General features: G+C 64.2%; 17 protein-coding genes and 1 tRNA gene. 11 read left to right on the top strand and 7 right to left on the bottom strand.

Annotated elements, in window-relative coordinates:
• Nucleotide 1: 1 nt before the first annotated feature.
• The 3 genes from nuoL to AV929_RS05055 are packed head-to-tail and all read left to right on the top strand — an operon-like array spanning nt 2 to nt 5,182.
• Entirely contained in the window at nt 2-2,095 is a 2,094-nt protein-coding gene (gene nuoL, locus AV929_RS05045) for an NADH-quinone oxidoreductase subunit L (RefSeq protein WP_014040789.1), read from the top strand.
• Nucleotides 2,096-3,631, top strand: a complete 1,536-nt coding sequence (locus AV929_RS05050; protein WP_014040790.1) for a NuoM family protein — start codon at nt 2,096-2,098, stop codon at nt 3,629-3,631.
• Nucleotides 3,632-5,182, top strand: a complete 1,551-nt coding sequence (locus tag AV929_RS05055) for an NADH-quinone oxidoreductase subunit N (protein ID WP_014040791.1) — start codon at nt 3,632-3,634, stop codon at nt 5,180-5,182. It begins immediately after the preceding gene.
• Nucleotides 5,183-5,227: 45 nt separating this feature from the next.
• On the opposite strand, the gene AV929_RS05060 is transcribed toward AV929_RS05055, so the two are convergent.
• Nucleotides 5,228-6,175 (bottom strand): MBL fold metallo-hydrolase, encoded by a 948-nt coding sequence (locus AV929_RS05060; RefSeq protein ID WP_064287609.1) that lies wholly within the window; start codon nt 6,173-6,175, stop codon nt 5,228-5,230.
• A gap of 148 nt (nt 6,176-6,323) precedes the next feature.
• Here AV929_RS05060 and AV929_RS05065 point away from each other — a divergent pair, with 148 nt between their 5' ends.
• The 5 genes from AV929_RS05065 (at nt 6,324) to AV929_RS05085 (ending at nt 8,967) form a co-directional block, all read left to right on the top strand.
• A complete protein-coding gene (locus tag AV929_RS05065; protein WP_008313024.1) occupies nt 6,324-6,593 on the top strand; it encodes a hypothetical protein in 270 nt (89 codons plus the stop codon).
• A 48-nt stretch (nt 6,594-6,641) separates the two neighbouring features.
• A tRNA-Val gene (locus AV929_RS05070) sits at nt 6,642-6,716 on the top strand.
• Between the two features lie 336 nt (nt 6,717-7,052).
• Complete coding sequence (locus AV929_RS05075; RefSeq protein WP_064287610.1) at nt 7,053-7,802, top strand: pirin family protein; 750 nt, start codon at nt 7,053-7,055, stop codon at nt 7,800-7,802.
• 96 nt (nt 7,803-7,898) lie between these two features.
• Complete coding sequence (locus AV929_RS05080; protein WP_014040793.1) at nt 7,899-8,459, top strand: NAD(P)/FAD-dependent oxidoreductase; 561 nt, start codon at nt 7,899-7,901, stop codon at nt 8,457-8,459.
• Nucleotides 8,460-8,553: 94 nt separating this feature from the next.
• Nucleotides 8,554-8,967: a DoxX family membrane protein gene (locus AV929_RS05085; RefSeq protein ID WP_007190793.1), complete on the top strand. Its 414-nt coding sequence runs from the start codon at nt 8,554-8,556 to the stop codon at nt 8,965-8,967.
• Between the two features lie 20 nt (nt 8,968-8,987).
• Here AV929_RS05085 and AV929_RS05090 read toward each other — a convergent pair whose 3' ends face one another.
• The 4 genes from AV929_RS05090 to AV929_RS05105 all read right to left on the bottom strand — a co-directional run bounded on the left by AV929_RS05090 (nt 8,988) and on the right by AV929_RS05105 (nt 11,808).
• Complete coding sequence (locus AV929_RS05090; RefSeq protein WP_050007154.1) at nt 8,988-9,602, bottom strand: TetR/AcrR family transcriptional regulator; 615 nt, start codon at nt 9,600-9,602, stop codon at nt 8,988-8,990.
• Nucleotides 9,603-9,711: 109 nt separating this feature from the next.
• Nucleotides 9,712-10,059: a TRAM domain-containing protein gene (locus AV929_RS05095; RefSeq protein WP_050007155.1), complete on the bottom strand. Its 348-nt coding sequence runs from the start codon at nt 10,057-10,059 to the stop codon at nt 9,712-9,714.
• Between the two features lie 54 nt (nt 10,060-10,113).
• Nucleotides 10,114-10,491: a hypothetical protein gene (locus AV929_RS05100; protein WP_050007156.1), complete on the bottom strand. Its 378-nt coding sequence runs from the start codon at nt 10,489-10,491 to the stop codon at nt 10,114-10,116.
• Between the two features lie 75 nt (nt 10,492-10,566).
• On the bottom strand, nt 10,567-11,808 hold the full coding sequence (locus tag AV929_RS05105) for a hypothetical protein (RefSeq protein ID WP_064287611.1): 1,242 nt from the start codon (nt 11,806-11,808) through the stop codon (nt 10,567-10,569).
• A gap of 121 nt (nt 11,809-11,929) precedes the next feature.
• Between AV929_RS05105 and AV929_RS05110 the strand changes: the two genes are divergently transcribed.
• Nucleotides 11,930-12,373: a DUF6653 family protein gene (locus tag AV929_RS05110; RefSeq protein ID WP_050007157.1), complete on the top strand. Its 444-nt coding sequence runs from the start codon at nt 11,930-11,932 to the stop codon at nt 12,371-12,373.
• Between the two features lie 57 nt (nt 12,374-12,430).
• Here the strand turns inward: AV929_RS05110 and AV929_RS05115 are convergent, their stop codons facing one another.
• Nucleotides 12,431-13,477, bottom strand: a complete 1,047-nt coding sequence (locus tag AV929_RS05115) for a phytoene/squalene synthase family protein (RefSeq protein ID WP_064287612.1) — start codon at nt 13,475-13,477, stop codon at nt 12,431-12,433.
• 151 nt (nt 13,478-13,628) lie between these two features.
• Between AV929_RS05115 and AV929_RS05120 the strand changes: the two genes are divergently transcribed.
• The gene (locus AV929_RS05120) at nt 13,629-13,856 is read left to right on the top strand and encodes a hypothetical protein (protein WP_225308094.1); all 228 of its coding nucleotides are present in this window, start codon (nt 13,629-13,631) and stop codon (nt 13,854-13,856) included.
• Between the two features lie 140 nt (nt 13,857-13,996).
• Nucleotides 13,997-15,334, top strand: coding sequence for a glycoside hydrolase family 68 protein (locus AV929_RS05125; protein WP_064287613.1), 1,338 nt, complete (start codon nt 13,997-13,999; stop codon nt 15,332-15,334).
• 44 nt (nt 15,335-15,378) lie between these two features.
• On the opposite strand, the gene AV929_RS05130 is transcribed toward AV929_RS05125, so the two are convergent.
• A complete protein-coding gene (locus tag AV929_RS05130) occupies nt 15,379-17,490 on the bottom strand; it encodes a GH32 C-terminal domain-containing protein (RefSeq protein ID WP_064287614.1) in 2,112 nt (703 codons plus the stop codon).
• Between the last annotated feature and the right edge of the window lie 152 nt (nt 17,491-17,642).

Genomic DNA, 17,642 nt, shown 5'->3' on the forward strand with positions numbered 1-17,642 from the left:
GATGGCTGCATTCACATACGCTCCGGCGATTGTCCTGCTGCCGTTCGTATCGTTCCTCGTCGCGCTGTTTGCCGGCGACCGCATGCCGAAAGGCGGCGCGCTCGCGGGCATCACCGCGACGGGTGGATCGCTTCTGCTATCGATCTGGGTCGCGCTGACAGTGGCCGGCGGTGAGGTTCACAATGAGATACTGTACCAGTGGACCACGAGCGTCGAGTCGCTCCAGCTTAACTTCGGACTCCTGCTGGACCCGCTGTCGGCGCTCATGCTGCTTATCGTCTGTCTCATCTCGTTCCTCGTCCACATCTTCTCGCTCGGGTATATGAACGACGAGGGCGAGACCGGTCTCCCGCGCTATTACGCCGGGCTCGGCCTGTTTACGGCGAGCATGCTCGGGTTCGTCGTCGCCAACAACCTCCTGATGGCGTTCATGTTCTTCGAGCTGGTGGGCCTGTGTTCGTACCTGCTCATCGGCTTCTGGTTCCGTGACGACGGCCCGCCGAGCGCCGCGAAGAAGGCGTTCCTGGTCACCCGTTTCGGTGACTACTTCTTCCTCATCGGCGTCGTCGGCATCTTCGCCACCTTCGGGACCGGTCTCTTCGCCCCCATTACGCAGGGCGGCGAAGTGGTCGCCGAGAGCTTCCCGATGCTTGCCGAACACGCCATCGTCGACGGCGAGACCGAAGGCATCGCGATGCTTGAGACAGTCGGCATGGGGCCACAGCAATGGTTCACCGTGCTCGGCCTGCTCGTGCTGGGCGGCGTCGTCGGCAAGTCCGCGCAGTTCCCGCTGCACACATGGCTGCCCGACGCGATGGAAGGTCCGACGCCGGTCTCAGCGCTGATCCACGCGGCGACGATGGTCGCGGCCGGTGTGTACCTCGTCGCGCGCATGTACGGTTTCTACGCCCTCTCGCCGACGGCGCTGGCCGTCATCGCGCTCATCGGCGGCTTCACCGCGTTGTTCGCAGCGACGATGGGCTTGGTCAAACAGGAAATCAAGCAGGTACTCGCGTACTCCACCATCTCCCAGTACGGGTACATGATGCTCGCGCTGGGCTCAGGTGGCTACATCGCCGCCGTCTTCCACCTGACGACCCACGCCGTGTTCAAGGCGCTCCTGTTCCTCGGCGCGGGGTCGGTCATCATTGCCATGCACCACAACGAGAATATGTGGGACATGGGCGGCCTGAAAGACCGGATGCCGGTGACCTACTGGACGTTCCTTGCCGGCTCGCTCGCGCTCGCTGGTATCGTTCCCTTCGCCGGCTTCTGGTCCAAAGACGAGGTGCTGTACGAGGCGCTTATCCACGGCTTCGGCACTGAGGGTGGTCTCGGCACGGCCTACCTCGTCGCGTACGCGATGGGGCTGCTGGCCGTGTTCTTCACCGGCTTCTACACCTTCCGGATGGTGTACCTGACCTTCCACGGTGACGCCCGCTCGGACACCGCGCGTGACCCCGAGCCCGTCCGCTGGAATGTCAAGGGCCCGCTGACGGTGCTTGGGATTCTCGCGACGACGATCGGGTTTATCAACATGGCTCCGGTCGCGAAGCTCACCGGTGCCCACATCGACTTCCTCCACAAGTGGCTGACCGGGCCGGAGAACGGTGGCTGGCCTGCGGCGCTCAACACTGGACTGCACCACTACGAGGGTCTCCTGCACGATGTTTCACACGTTGTGAAGGGCTACCCGCTTGGAGAGACGCCGACACTGCTCGCTTCTGCAGGCGTCTCGCTCGGGCTGGCACTCGCCGGTGTGTTCGTCGCTCGGAGCCTCTATGCCGGTGCCGACCCGGTCGAGCATACGGACAAGCTTGGCGGTCTGAAGACGCTACTCATGCACAACTACTACCAGGACGAATATCAGGTGTGGCTCGCGACGGGTGTCACCTACCCGCTCGCCCGTGTGATGAACAAGTTTGACCAGGGTGTCGTCGACGGCGTCGTCAACGGCATCTCCAGCGTGAGCCTGTTCGGCGGCAGCCGCATCCGACGCATCCAGTCCGGCGTCGTCAGCAACTACGCGACGCTGCTGACGCTTGGACTCGTGCTCTTGCTTGCTGCCTTCGGCATCATGGGAGGGTGGTTCTAGATGTGGGTCGCTGCACTGCTGCTCGTGACCCTGCTGGGAACCGGCCTCGTGTTCCTCTCGCCTGACCGGTACGCCGGAAAGCTCGCCGCGGCCGTCAGTGCGGTGCCGGCGCTTGGCAGCATCTACATGTATTGGGTGTACCTCACGCAGTACGGCGGGACGGGCAACGCACTGCTGTCGCCCGCCGACATCGCGTTCGGCCAGCAGATCCCGTGGATCACGCTGGGTGAGCTGGAAGTGTCGTACTACGTCGGCCTCGACGGCATCAGCATGCCGCTGCTCGCGCTGACGACGGTGCTGACGACGCTCGCCATCGTGTCCGCGTGGACGCCCATCGACGAGCGCCAGTCCCAGTTCTACGGGCTGATGCTGTTCATGGAAGTGAGCCTCATCGGCGTGTTCTCCGCGCTCGATTTCTTCCTCTGGTTCGTCTTCTGGGAGGGCGTCCTCATCCCGATGTACCTGCTCATCGGTGTCTGGGGCGGCCCGCGCCGGAAGTACGCCGCGATCAAGTTCTTCGTCTACACGAACGTGGCGTCGCTGATCATGTTCGCGGGGCTGTTCGCGCTCGTGTTCAGCACCGACCTCACGTCGCTGTCCCTGCCCGCGATGGCCGAGGCGTTCCGCACCGCGAGCGGGCTGCCGACCATCGCCGGCGTGAACCTGATGACCATCTCGTTTATCCTGATGTTCTTCGGGTTCGCGGTGAAGGTGCCCGTCTTCCCGCTGCACACATGGCTGCCCGACGCACACGTCGAGGCCCCGACGCCGGTGTCGGTCATGCTGGCCGGTGTCCTGCTGAAGATGGGGACCTACGCGCTGCTGCGGTTCAACTTCACGATGCTCGCTGACACGGCGCGCCAGCTCGCCGTTCCGCTGGCTATCATCGGCGTTGTCAGCGTCATCTACGGCGCGATGCTCGCGCTGGCACAGCGTGACCTCAAACGCATCGTCGCCTACTCCTCGATTTCGTCGATGGGCTACGTCATCCTGGGCCTGGTCGCGTTCACGCCCTACGGCATGGGCGGGGCGACCTTCCAGATGATCGCCCACGGCCTCATCTCGGGGCTGATGTTCATGTGTGTCGGCGTTATCTACAACACGACGCACACGCGCATGGTCGGCGACATGTCCGGCCTCGCGGACCGCATGCCCTGGACGGTTGGCATCTTCGTCGCCGCCGCCTTCGGCTACATGGGCCTGCCGCTGATGGCCGGCTTCGCCGGGGAGTACTTCATCTTCCAGGGTTCGTTCAACGCGCCGACACTCGGCGGGGCTGCACCGGTGTTAACCTCGCTGGCGATGTTCGGCATCGTCATCGTGGCCGGCTACCTGCTGTGGGCCATGCAGCGCACGCTGTTCGGGGCCTTCAGTCTGGAGACGGACTACGAGGTCAGCCCGGCCGCGTTCCACGACGTCGCGCCGCTGGCCGTGTTGCTCCTGCTGGTCATCGCACTCGGTGTCGCACCGGACCTCTCCTTTGCCATGATACAGGACTCGATTTCACCGGTTCTCGAAATCGGAGGTGGTGCATAGATGGTCGCACTCCCTGACTGGATGGCGCTCGCCCCGGCACTTTCGCTGGGCCTCGCCTCTCTGGTGTTGCTGCTAGCGGACTCGATCGACCCGGACACGACGAACACGGGGCTTCTGGCCGGCATCTCGGTGCTCGGCTCCCTGCTTTCCTTCGGGTTCGCCGGCTGGTTTATCACCGCCGGCACCGGCATCGCCGATAGCACTGGCGTCGCACTGTTCAACAACCAGCTCGTCGTCGATCAGATGGCCCTGTTTTTCATGGCCATCGTCGGCAGCGTCACGACGCTGGTCGTGCTCGCGAGCTACGACTACGTCGCCGAACACAGCTACCAGGCCGAGTTCTTCGCGCTGGTCCTGCTGTCCGCGACCGGGATGAGCCTCCTGAGCGCGGCCAACAGCCTGGCGACGGCCTTCGTCGCACTCGAACTTGTCTCCCTGCCGTCCTACGCACTCGTCGCCTTCCTCAAGGAGAACAAGGGCAGCGTCGAGGCGGGATTGAAGTACTTCCTCATCGGCGCAGTGTCCTCGGCGGTGCTCGCCTACGGTATCTCGCTTGTGTACGCTGCGACGGGCGTCCTTCGATTCGACGGCGTCGCGACGGCCATTTCCAGTGGCACGGTCCAGACCATCGTCGACGGGTCGGTTCAGGCCCAGTCCGGTGAGCCTGCCGTCCCGATGGCTATCCTCGGCGTCGGTATCCTGATGATTATCGGCGGCGTCGCGTTCAAGACGGCTTCCGTGCCGTTCCACTTCTGGGCACCCGAGGCGTACGAGGGCGCGCCAGCGCCGATCTCGGCGTTCCTCTCCTCGGCGTCGAAGGCCGCCGGCTTCGTGCTGGCGTTCCGCGTCTTCGCCGTCGCCTTCCCGATCGGTGACCTGCTCGCCGCCGGCGGCGCGATCAACTGGGTGATGGCGTTCCAGATCCTCGCCATCGCGACGATGTTCATCGGGAACTTCGCCGCCGCGACCCAGGAGACGGTCAAGCGGATGCTGGCCTACTCCAGTGTCGGCCACGCCGGCTACGTCCTCATCGGACTCGCCGCCGTGTCCGGCTCCGGTGAGGGACTGAGTCTCAGCATGAGTGCGGGGATGTCCCACCTGCTCGTCTACGGCTTCATGAACACGGGCGCGTTCCTGTTCATCGCGCTGGCCGAGTACTGGGGCGTCGGCCGCCGCTTCGAGGACTACAACGGCCTCGGCAAGGAAGCGCCGGTCGCCTGCGCGGCGATGACGGTGTTCCTGTTCAGCCTCGCCGGCCTGCCGATCGGCGGCGGGTTCTTCTCGAAGTTCTACCTGTTCCAGGCGACGCTCAACGTCAGCGCATGGTCGCTGGCCGCCGCGCTCATCATCAACAGCGCGCTCAGCCTGTTCTACTACTCCCGCGTCGTCAAGGCGATGTGGATCGAGGAACCGACCGGCAGCCGGACCATCGAGTCGTACCCGATGGGGCTGTACACCGCTGTGGTGGGCGCCGCCATCGTGACGGTGCTCCTGCTGCCCGGCTTCAACCGCGTCTCCGAGATCGCGTTCCAGGCAGCGCAGTTGCTGTAGTCTGACGCCTGGCTATTTTCTTTCTCACACGCTTGTTAGCGAGGCTTACACTGACTCGTAAACGAAGACGCCGCCGCTCTCGCGTTTTTCGACACGGTCAGTGACTTCGAGTACATCCAGATGGCCGACAGCCTCGCTCATCCCGGCGAAGTACTCCGTGGCAGGCAGATCGCCAAACAGCGCGGTCATCACGTCACTGGGTGTCGTCGCCCCGCCGGAGACGATGTCAGCGACCTCCGTGGTACGCTGATCGTGTTCCGCGAGGATGTCGTCGATGCGTTCCTGCGGTGATTCGACGGGTTCGCGGTGGCCGGTGAGAAAGCGGTCGTGACCCTGCTCGCGGAGCCATCGGAGCGAGTCGTTGAACGCCGGCAGTACCCGCGGACGCGTTCCGGTCTCATCAGGCACCTGCAGGAACGGGTTGGGTGTGATGTCGCCCAGCACGTTGTCGCCGACGACCGCTTCACGGCGGCCCTGAATGTCGTACGAGAAGATGATTTCGCCCGCAGAGTGGCCCTGTACGGTGTCGACTGTAAGTTCCGTATCGTCGACGGTGACGGTGTCACCGGCCGCGAGCGCGCGGTCGGTATCGACGCTCTGGGCGTAGGGCAGGAACGCTTCCGGTAGCTGTGTGACCGTCTCGGCAGTCTCGCGTGAGACGCCACACCGCTCGAAGAAATCCGCGAAATAGGACTGTTCGGTGTGTAGCTGCGCCGCGAAATCGCGCATGATATCGGCCGCCGGCTCGCTGGCGAGGACACGCGCCCCCCGCTCGGCGAACCGGTTTGCCATGCCGAAATGGTCCGGATGCGGATGTGTGACCAGTACCTGCTCGATGTCATCCGGGGACAGCTCGCGTGCTTCAAGCGCCTCGACCAGACGCGACCACGCTTCCTCGCTGTCGGGTCCCGGATCGACGATAGTTCGTCGCGCGATGTATGCATTGACTGGCCCGACCTGAAACGGCGTGGGAATCGATACCCGTGTGAACATGTCTCCCCGTTGCAGGTGCCGGCGCAAAACAGTTCGTACCCGCGGGACACGTTTACCATCGTGGCCGCTCGCAGCCCCGCGATCAGCCGTGATTGGACACTGTGTTCCGGGCACAAGAGATATATTCGTCCTTCGCGTAAGGTCATATATGAACAAGCACTTCGAAGACGCACGATACTACCTGAAGCGCGCCGGCAAGACCGCCACCAAGGGCGTCAAGGAAGAACTCGAACCGGTCGAGGAACGGTTCCGAGAACTTACTGGGAAGGAAGCTGAGCCCGAACCCAGCCGACTGGAGGCCGTCAAGGCTGACCTGAAAGAACTGCAGGGGAAAGCCGAAGGCGAAGCCGAGGAAGCGATCGCTGACGCCCGCAAAAAGATCGGCGAGTACCGCGGGAAGGAAGAGCCGGAAGCGTAGTCGGAAAGCAATTCTTAAGGGATACGCTCGAATAGAGTCGAGTGCATCGGGTTGGTGATCTAGTTCGGTTATGATACCTCCTTCACACGGAGGAAGTCGGCGGTTCGAATCCGCCCCAACCCATTCTTGTGACGAACAGGCGTGAGGAGCAGAATGGTCCGGCGGATTCGGACCCTGCGAGACGAACGCAGTGAGTCTCGCTTCGGTGAGAATCTGCCCCAACCCATTCGCTCGCTTCACACTTTTGAAGGACAAAATACCACTGTATGAGGCTGTGCTACCGCAGTTTCCATCGAGGCCTGTAGTACACGGAGAGCGAGGGGTTTGCCCGTCTGCAGGGCTTTGTTCCACCCGCGAGAGCGGATTCGATACCGGTGACGGCAGTGTCACCGAACCAAGGCTACGGGTGATTGCAGTTCACTCCCGACAGTTTTTACCGCTCGGTAAACAAGAAGCGGTATGACCGAGAGCGAGTCACAGGCGTCGACTGACGGACCGATTCCTGGAGAGATGGTCCGGCATGGAACGGGCGTGAATTCAGACCGTGCGTTCCCGACGGACAGCTATCCGTACAATCTGGACCCATTTGTCCTGTTTGAACAGTTCTATATCGACCCTGACACGGGGTTTCCGATGCATCCCCACCGCGGCTTCGAAATCGTCTCGTACATCATCGAAGGCGGGATGGAACACGAAGACTCGCTCGGCGTCGCAAACACTGCATACGAGAACGATGCGATGCGAATTACAACCGGAAGCGGGATACGTCATTCTGAATTCCCCGCGGATGGGCAGGCCTGTACCGGACTCCAGCTCTGGGTAAATCTGCCGCAGGCGGTGAAGGACGCTGACCCGGATTACGTCGACGCGACGGCCGACATGCTTCCGACGGAAGAACAGGACGGCGCGACGGTCACGACAGTTGTCGGCGAGGGCTCGCCGATCAGCCTCTATACGCCGATGGAGTATCTGGACGTTTCCGTAGCTGGCGCGTGGACGTGGTCAGTTCCGGCGGAGTGGTCCAGGTTCCTCTACGGTGTCGCCGGTAGCGGGACGGTCGAGGGGCATTCGTTCACTGACGGTGATGTTCTACCGGTCACTGACGCGCGGTCAGTGACGCTCCGGGGCAATGAGTCGCTCCGTGTCGTCGCCGTCTCGGGCCGTCCGCACGGCGAGTCGATCCGACAGCGCGGGCCGTACGTTCTTTGAGTGGGCAGCGTTACGTGGTTGAGAGCCACCTGTGAGCTTCCGGCCGGATTTTACCAGATGGTAAGACTCTTTTATTGGTGGCCCCTGGCTTGAGACATGGCAGATGTAGCAGTTGTCGGCGGCGGCCCCGCCGGACTGAGTGCGGCACAGTACGCTGCGAAGAACGACCTCGAAACGATCACTTTCGACACGGACGAGTCGTGGATGCACAAGGCACACCTGTTCAACTACCCCGGCGTGCGATCCATCAGCGGCGACGAGTTCCTCACCATCGCTCGCGGGCAGACCCGCGACCGTGGCGCGACGCTGCACGAGACGGAAGTCACCGATATCGAACAGACCGACGACGGGTTCGTCCTGTCGACAGCCGACGACGAGTACACCGCGGAGTACGTCGTCCTCGCGACTGGTGGCGACCGGAGCCTCGCCGAGGACCTCGGCTGTGAATTCACCGATGAGGATGTCGTCAACGTGACCGTCGACATGGAAACGTCGGTCGAGAACGTGTACGCGACCGGTGCGATGGGTCGGGCGGAGAAGTGGCAGGCAGTCATCGCGGCCGGTGACGGTGCTGCCGCTGTCCTCGACATTCTCTCGAAAGAGAAAGGCGAGTACTACCACGACTTCGATATGCCGTCAGACGTGCCGGAACTCTAACGATGCAGCCAGAATCGACTCCCACAATGAATTCCGCTACTATCCCGAATCACACTGCTGGAAACGCCCGCGTGGGCTCGGTGGTGAGTTTGTGATGGCACCCGAACTCAACGTCGTGTTGCTCGTCGCCGGCCGTGTCCTCTTCGGCGGCGTGCTCGCCTTTACGGGCCTGAGCCACTTTACGCAGACCGAACAGATGGCCGGCTACGCCGAGTACAAGGGCCTCCCGGCGCCGAGATTCTCCGTCCTCGCGTCCGGTGGGCTCCTCATCCTTGGCGGGCTCGGTGTGACCGTGGGTGTCTTCCCAGTCGTCGCAGCGGTCGCCCTCGCCGTGTTCCTCATCGTCTCGGCGGTTGCGATGCACGACTTCTGGGCCGTGCCGGACGAGGACCGGCAGGACGAACTGAACAGTTTCCTGAAGAACGTGACGCTTGCAGGCGGGGCGCTCGTCGTCGCGGCGTCGGCAACTGGAACATGGGCGCTCAGCGTCGGTATTAGCCCCCTCTGACGCTGCCTTTTCGGCCCAATCTACTGCGGCGGGTACAGCGAGTCGAGAATAAAGTCGTTGACGGCCCGCTTGGCCTCGTCGGGTGCGTCCTCGTGGCCAAGCGCAATCCGCCGGCCGCGGGCCGCGTGAATCACGTCCGTGATGAGCTGCCCCATCAGTTCAGCGTCAACATCGCGAAACGTGCCCTGCTCGACTCCGTCTTCGATGACTGTGGAGATGCTTTTGCGAAGTCGGTCGTAGTGCTCGTTGAACAGCGCCCGGTGCTCGTCGTCGTTTTGCGCGTAGGCGTACAGCTCGTGGTACACCTTCATCCGGTCCCAGTGTGAGAAGTCGTCGAATTCCGGACCGAACAGGCACCGGTCGATGCGGACATCGAGTTCTGTACGGGGGTCGGTTTCATCATCGACTTCGACACTGCCCTCGTACTGGTCGATAATGTATTCCAGAAACGAAGAGATCAGGTCGTACTTGCCGTCGAAATGATAGTGAATCACCTGCCGGGACATGTCCATCTCCTCGCCGATGTCCCGGACCCGCAAGTCCTTGTAGCCGTGCTTGCTCAGCGCCCGAAAGGTGGCCTCCATAATGACCTCCCGGGTGTCCTGTGGCGTGCTCTGCCCGTCCGATTCGCTCATGCCCTGTTTTATCGTGGTAGGCACATATCGGTTTCTCCCTCCGTCGGGACTGGCGATCCGTCGTCGAGCGGGACGTGCCTCGCCTCGAGGCTGTAACCGCTCCCCTCGCTCACGCGCGTTCGACGAACCGAGCGTCGGCGGAGGTGTGGCCCCGGTTGAACGACAGCACCTTCGCTCGAATCACATCGCCGGCTGACACCGACGACGGCACGTCTTCGGTGAACAGGACGAATCCCTCGACTTTCCCGACGGCGACGGGGTCGCCGGAGTGGTGGTCGCTGAATTCGGTGACGCCGAACTCGTAGGTCTCGCCGAGTTCGACCGGCGGGTCTCGCTTCTGTGCGGCCTCGTGGGCGCGTTTCGACGCACTCTCTCCGGAGCGGCGAGTGATCACAAATGCCAGCGCGAGGCCCACGGCGAGGGCGGCCCCGCCAGCGGCGAGCCAGATCGGTTCCATGCCAGAGGTTGCAGGACGAACGGATTAATACCTTTCAGAGTCCGACGGGCGTGCTCACAATCCGAGGCGGTCCAAGAGGCCGCCACTGGAGTCCGAGCTCCCGTCTTCAGAGTCCCACTCCGTCGGTAGCTCGGCCGCGAGTGACGTGACCTCGTCGTCGCTGTAGCGGGGGTCCGTCGTCGCGTCGTCCAGCCAGTCCGCCCACTCTTCGGCCGTCATCTGACCCTGTGAATCGACTTCCCACTGGTCGACGAGCGCCTCCCGGTCGCGGAACGGGATGTCCATGCCGCTGTCGCCCCAGTACAGCGGCGAAAGCGCGAATTCGTGGGTGTCATCCTCCAGCCAGACGAGCCGGTAGGGGTAGTCGTTGTAGCAGAACACGTCGTCCGGCGAGACGACATCGCCGTTGGGGAGCTCCAGGGTCTGAGACATTGTATCACAGTAGGGGCTACCCACGCTTCAGCGTTATGTGTCGGTAGAGCTACTGGAGCGCCTGGATGCCCGCCGCTACGCGAGCGGGTCACACAGCGCCCACTCGTCCGTCTCAGGGTCGAGATTCGAGGGTTCTGCGCCCCGGTCAGTCACGATGCCGGCGTGGTAGTAGATCGCCTTCAGCTGGAACACAGTGGGGGAGTGATAGACGCTACCGTCAGTAAGCTCCGAGCGGCGGAGTTCGCCGTCGCCGGTCAACACCCGCTGGCGGACGGTCTCGTCGCCGCGGAGGAACAGTTCGACAGTGAACTCGGGGTGCAGCGCGTGGAGGTACGCCACGAACTCGACGAGCGACGGGGAGCCGTAGCCGTCCCGGTGGCAGGCGTAGAGCCCGTCGACGAGGAGGTCCGTGGCCGGATAGTCGGAGACGACACGGCGGACGAGCTGGCCCCACTGTGGCGCGATGTCGATGAATCGCTTGCGGGACCGCTGCCAGTCCTCGAACCGGCGGAGTGCGGCGTCGATGTCGCCGACTGTCCGGAGCGCGAACCGGACAACCTCCCGACCCAGCGGCGTCAGCGTGAGCGACCCCTGGCCGGCGTCAACCAGATTCAGGAACTCCGCGCCAGCGATAGCGCCGTCGACGGCCCCGACGACGTGGCTGGCAAGCAGGTCCCGCGCGTCGCCGTCATGGTAGACGGCCAGCGGGACTGCGACGTAGTTCTTCGGATGGTTGAGCCCGAAGTTCTGGTCGGCGACGCCCTGGGCGCTGGCCTGGAACCGGATCGCCGAGGCGGCGTCCATCGACCCGTGGCCGACCACGCGGGGCCGTTCCAGCACTGAGACCGAGCCATCGGATTCGACGCCCAGCACGCCAACGTTCAGCTCGCGGGCCATCGTCCGCGCGGCGGTGGAGATGCCGCTCCGGGGGGCGGTCAGGAAGGCGACGTTCGCCTCGTTGAGCCGGTCGTGGGCCTGGACGACCCCGCGCTCGGCGTCGACGCCGCCGTTGCCGGTGTACCCCTTCGCCTCGACGACGATCAGCGGCGGCCGGTCACTGAGCCGGTCGACGGACAGCAGGTCCGTCGAGAGCGTCTGCACGCCGACGAGGTCGGGATAGCCCGTCCCGACCCGGACGTGGTTGAACGGTGCGAGCGTCGCCTGCACGGCCGCCTCGATAGGCGTTTCGTCCAGCCAGCGCTGCTGTGCGAACTGTGTGTCCGCGACGACGTAGGCGTCCTCGCGGTCCGCAAATAGCCGGTCTTTCGTCCGGGCGAGTACCTGTGGCTCGGAGAGCCCCGACGCCGCTGTGGCCATAGACGGCGTTCACACAGGGCGGACATGAGTGTTCTGTCCCCGGAGAATCAGATCGGGGCCGCTGCTCTGGGCCACACCACCCGGCAGCAGTGTTATCCTCTGTCACGGTCGATAGGAAGATATGACAGCACCACTACCGAACAGCGTACGGGACTGGTTCTGGAGCCGCCACTCGAACCCCAAGAGCGGCTGGTCGCGCGTTCCGACCGGCGCTGTCATTGTGTACGCAGTGTATCAGCGTCGCTGGCGACTCTTGACCGCGGCGCTGCTGTGGACAGCTATCAACCCAATCCTGTTCGCGCCGCCGGACACCGAGGACGCTTGGATGACCCGCGCCGTGCTGGCAGAGCGGTGGTGGCTCAGGGAGCAGGATAACGGAACGATGGGCCTCGATTATCCGAACGTGTGTAACACCGGCGGCGCGCTGGCGTCGACCATCGCTCTGTACGCTGCCTGGCGTCGCCGACCGGTCAGCGCCGCGGCCGCCACGCTGGCGATGAGCGGGCTAAAGCTCTGGTGGCTCCGCGAGATCGTACAGCAGTACGACAAACGCGGCCCGGAGTAGGCGGCGCTCGTTTGAATGGGAAACGGGACCGGAAAAGAGGAATGTCTCTGCTGGTCGTCAGTACTGGTGGAGCGGCTGCTGGCGGATTTTCGCCCGCAACTCCCCGATTGAAGGGTCGCCGTCGCCGCCGAACTGCTGTGTCACGGAGTGGACCTCCTCGCGAGAAATTTTGACGTTGCCCTGCTCGATGACGTCGGCGGGTCGTTCGCGGAGTTCACGGATCGTCCCGACCGCGAGCAGGAACGGAATGGCCCACGCTGAGAGGGTGTTACCGCGGGTTTCGGGCATGGCTTCGAGCCACGCCTGTGCGTCGTCGAGATAGCCCTCTGCTCGCTCGGTGACCTGCTCGATGACGGGCACCAGCGAATCGACGTTGCCGGTGTCGCTCACGTCGCTGTGATCAAGCCCCTGTTCGTGGAGTAGTTCCAGCGGGAGATAGACGTTGTTCTCCTCTTCCATGTCCGTCGCGGCGTCCTTGGCGACGTTGACGAGCTGGAGCAGGAGGGCAAACGAGCGGGCGTTTTCCTCCATCTGGGCGATCTGCTCGTCTGTGGCTTCGTGGGAGACCAGCCCGGTCACCAGCGTACCGACGGTGCCGGCGGCGTACCAGCAGTACTCTTCGAGTTCGTCCAGCGTCTTGATTCGAAGTCCGCCGGCGTCGGCGTAGCGGTCGACGAACATCGCCATCCCGTCGACGAGTTCCCGGACCGGCCCGCGAATCGTCTGCGTGGAGTGGTCGTCGAGGGTGTGAAACACGTCGACGATGCGGCCCGCGTTCTCGACGACCTCCCAGTCGGCGTTCGTCGTCGTTGGAATCCACTCCTCGACGGCGTCGTGGAACGACGACACGGTCGTCCCGCTCGACGGTTCGAGCGAGCGGCTGTACGTCTGCAGGAGTTCGGTCTGTACCGCTGGAGGGAGGTGGCCGGCGTCCTCGATCGTGTCAGCCACGCGGCAGAGAAGATAGCCCAGACAGATGTCCCGGGCCATCGGTTCGTTGAGTTCCGAAATTGTGAGACTAAACGTCCGCGACACACGATGGACGGCATCGTAGCACCACTCGATGTCTTCCGAAGACGACCGGTCTGTGTGGTTCTGAGACATTCCCGACATCCGGGGTAGGGCATACGATGATAAAAATGGGACGGCTACGGCGTCAGTCTCGTCCCGGTCACGGGTCGGTGTTCCGACAGACTCAGGAGTGTCCGAGCCTAATTTGCGGTATGAACGGCACAGCAACGTGGGGGCTGCGACCGTGAACAATCGGGACACAGCAGTGCTAGTGCTGACGGTTCTCGCTGCGATCATTCTCCCCGGACTCGCGAACTGGGGATTCAGCACGCTCGGCTATCCGTGGATCGGGAGCGCGGTCTGGGCGCTGGGGTACGGCCTCGGCGTCGTCTTCATCTGGCACGAGTGGGTCCGGCCGCTCGATATCACCGGTCCAGAGGGTGTCAGCGGCAGCGAGGACTCAAGCGAGTAATGTGCTGTTCGGCCCCCTTGACCTACCCACTATCAGTTTTCTCTGCTAGCGCCCGGCACTGTCGTATCGCATATATTTCATACAACACCCGTAGTACCCGCCTGGCAACATTTATACCCGTGGTCGGCCCAACGTGAGATATGACAAACGAGGCGCTCGGCGAGGGTCGTCCCGGAACGAAGGGGCGCGCCGGGTGGACACGCGAGCAGGCGAGTCGGATCGAGCGGACCGACGACACCGTTGCCCCCATCGTCTACCCGCCCGCGACCGAACAGATTCCGGAGGTCCACATCTGGGATACCTGGTTCCTCCGCAACCGCGACGGCACGCTGGCGACGGTCGACGGCTATCGGGTCTGTTTCTCGCTGACGGCTCCGTCCGACCTGTTGCCCGGCAAGCGCCACGACGTGGCGACCATCCGCTGTTTCTACTCCGATGACGGTCGCAACTGGCACAACGCCGGCCCGGTGTTCGAGGACGCACTGGGCCAGCGCCAGTGGGCCGGGTCCGCGCTGTACGACGACGACGGCAGTGTCTATCTATTTTATACTGCAGCCGGCGAGGAGGGAGCCGACGACCTGACCTACACGCAGCGCATCGTCGGCGCGGGCGGCGGCAGCATCGACACGGCAGACGGGTTCGTGCTTTCGGGTCCGTGGACCCACCACGAACTGCTCCAGCCAGACGGCGACCGTTACGAGCGCGAAGACCAGTCTCGCGGGATGATATACACCTTCCGCGACCCGTGGTTCTTCGAGGACCCCGAGACGGGCGAGACGTGGCTCCTGTTCGAAGCGAACACGCCGGTTCCGGAGGGGAGCGACGTCTGTGGTGGCGACGCCGCGTTACAGGAGTTCAACGGGAGCGTGGGCGTCGCCCGCTCGCCGACGGGCGACCCGCTGGAGTGGGACCTCGAAGACCCGCTGCTCGACGCTGTGGGCGTCAATCAGGAACTTGAACGGCCCCATATCGTGTATCGAGACGGCCTGTACTACCTGTTCATCTCCAGCCACCTCCACACGTTCGCGCCGGGACTGGAGGGGTTCGACGCGCTGTACGGCTTCGTCGCAGAGGATCTCCGCGGTGACTACGTCCCAATGAACGAGTCGGGGCTCGTCGCCACGAACCCCCAAAACGCGCCGTTCCAGTCCTACTCGTGGATGGCCTTTCCCCACGACGGCGAGGTGCTGGTCCAGAGTTTTTTCAACTACTACGACTTCGACGGCGACACGCTGGACGAAATCGCCCATCTGTCCGAGTCTGAGCAGATGCGCCGGTTCGGCGGCTCACTCGGCCCGACGCTCCGGCTTGAGGTGGAGGGGAGCCGGACACGCATTATCGGGTCGCTTGGGCACTGGCACATCCCGCTGGACGGCGAGACACTCCCACTGACGGACCGAGAGCTGATTCGGCGCGGGAAACGCAACGATACCAGTACCGGTGGCTACGGCGCGCGAACCGAGGCTGAGCGGAAGTAAAGCGTCTCAAAGCGGTCTTTTCACAGGAATTCGGCCGGGACTGTCTACCAGACAGAGTCCAGGTCCCAGACGTCCAGCGACGCGATAGTGGCGCGACCGCCGTCGGCCGACAGCGAGATGCCGGTCGCATCATCGCGGGTCGGATACACGCGGCTGGTCAGGCAGTGCCGTTCGTTGGCGAACACCTCGACGACGCTCCCGTCGACGAAGACGCGCAGCGACAGCGGCGCGTCGTACGGTCGGACCCGCATCGACTGGGTATCGCCGGTCGCTTGCGGGTCAGTGCTCGACGCCGACCGGTCGACGGCGACCTCGCTTTCGTAGGTGTAGCTGATCGGCGTCCGCTCCTCGCCGTCCGGCGATTCGAGGACAGACAGTTCGACGGCTTCAGCGTCCTCCAGCCGGACGGTTGCGCGGAGCTCGAACGACCGGCTCTCGACCGGCAACTGCTCGGTGTCGCCCGCGTCGAGGCGCACCACGTCGTAACTGGTGTTGTCGCCCCGTAGCTCGGTGAGTTCGGGGGCCGGCCGCTGGCACAGGCCGCCGTCGTCGGCCAGGGACAGCTCCCGGGGCAGCGACATCGCGCCGGACCAGCCGGCGTTCCACTGCCCGCTCACGTCACGGGCCTCGGGGAGCCACCCCCAAGTCAGGATGCGGCCGTCGTCGGTCCACATCGACTGCGGGGCGTAGAAGTCGCCGTGGTCGAGCTTGTCGCGGCGGTCGGCGTCGAACTCGCCGTCCTCGTACGTCCCGAGGAAGTACACCACGTCCTCGTAGTTCGAGATGTGGAGGAGCTGTCGGTCCCCGAAATCGAGCAGCTCCGGGCATTCCCAGACGGTCCCGGCGGTGTCGCGGTCGCCGGTGAGAATCGGGCCCTGGTACTCCCAGTTCCGGAGGTCGGAGGACTCATACAGCAGGGCCGCTCCGCCGCCTCCCTCGATGCCCGCTCCGATGAGCTGGTACCAGGTTCCGTCCTCGCGCCAGACACAGTGGTCCCGGAACTCCCCCTCCCAGTCCTCGGTGCGGAGCACCTCCGGTTCCATCGGCAGTTCCTCGATGATGGGGTTGTCCGGGTCCTTGTCCCAGGCCGTGAGGTCGTCGTCCGCTGCGGTGGCGATGCAGGGAAGCTGGCGTTTGTCCCGGCCGCCCGTGTACAGCACGGTCGGGACGCCGCCGTCGTCGACCGCACAGCCGGACCAGCAGCCGTCCCGGTCCGGGCCGTCCGGCGAGGGCGTAAGCGCGACCGGGCGGTCCTCCCAGTGTACGAGGTCGTCGCTGACGGCGTGGCCCCAGTGAATCGTGTTGTGGAACGGCCCGGCCGGGTTGTACTGGTAGAACAGGTGATAGCGACCGTTCCAGTGGATGAGCCCGTTCGGGTCGTTGAGCCAGTTCGCCGGCGGCGTTACGTGGTAAGACGGGCGACTCGGGTCATCGCCGAGCCGCTCGCGCAACTGCCCGAACGTGTCGACGTCCTTCGGACGGCCGGTCAGCGGGTGCTGGTCGGCCGTCGCCAGGAATCCCAGCGCGTTCTCGATGAGCGTCTCGCGGTTGCCCTGGCACACGTCGTGGGTCGGCTGGGCGAACGCTACGGACGACCCGATGCCCAGCACCTGCCCGGCTCTGGGCTCCCAGGAAAGAATCGACATCTGCTTGACCACGTCGGTATCGCCACGGACCGTGCTCGCGAGCACGTCCCCGGACTGGGGTGCGATGGACTCGTATCTGGCGTAGGGGATCGTCACGCCGGCCCCGCGGGTGTGGACGCGAAGGGTGTCGTAGTCCGCGTGGATTGGGTGGTCGGCGTACAGGGCCTGCCAGAGGTGTCCGGTCGGCTCCGGAATCTCCTCCCAGCCGACGGCGTCGGGCGCGACGTCGTCGAACCCGAGCGGTTCGACGGCCGAGAGCGCGCTCAGTGTCAGCAGGAGCGAGCCGCCGTCACGAACGTACGCGGCCAGGGCCGGCGCGTCGGCCAGCGCTCGCTCGTCGAACAGTTCGTCCCGATGCCACCAGAGGACATCGTACTCGGTCGGCTCGACCGACGAGAGCTCGCACCGCTCGGCATCGTCGACTGCCTCCTGACACCAGTCGTACGCCGCCGCCTGCTCGTCCGTACAGGCGTCGGCGTAGAGACAGCCGATGCGTGGCGAATTTCCCATTGCTCGGTTATCCCCTCCTGAAATATAAAAATATTCGGCAATCGTTTCTGAACGAACATGCACGCTCTTGTGGATTATGTCGTCGGTGCGGCCAGCGAAGCGTCTGGCGGCCTATCGGCGGCCCGTAGCGTGGCCGCAACACGAGTCAGCGA

This window comes from Haloarcula sp. K1 (assembly GCF_001647155.1).
GTDB classification, from domain to species: Archaea; Halobacteriota; Halobacteria; order Halobacteriales; family Haloarculaceae; genus Haloarcula; species Haloarcula hispanica.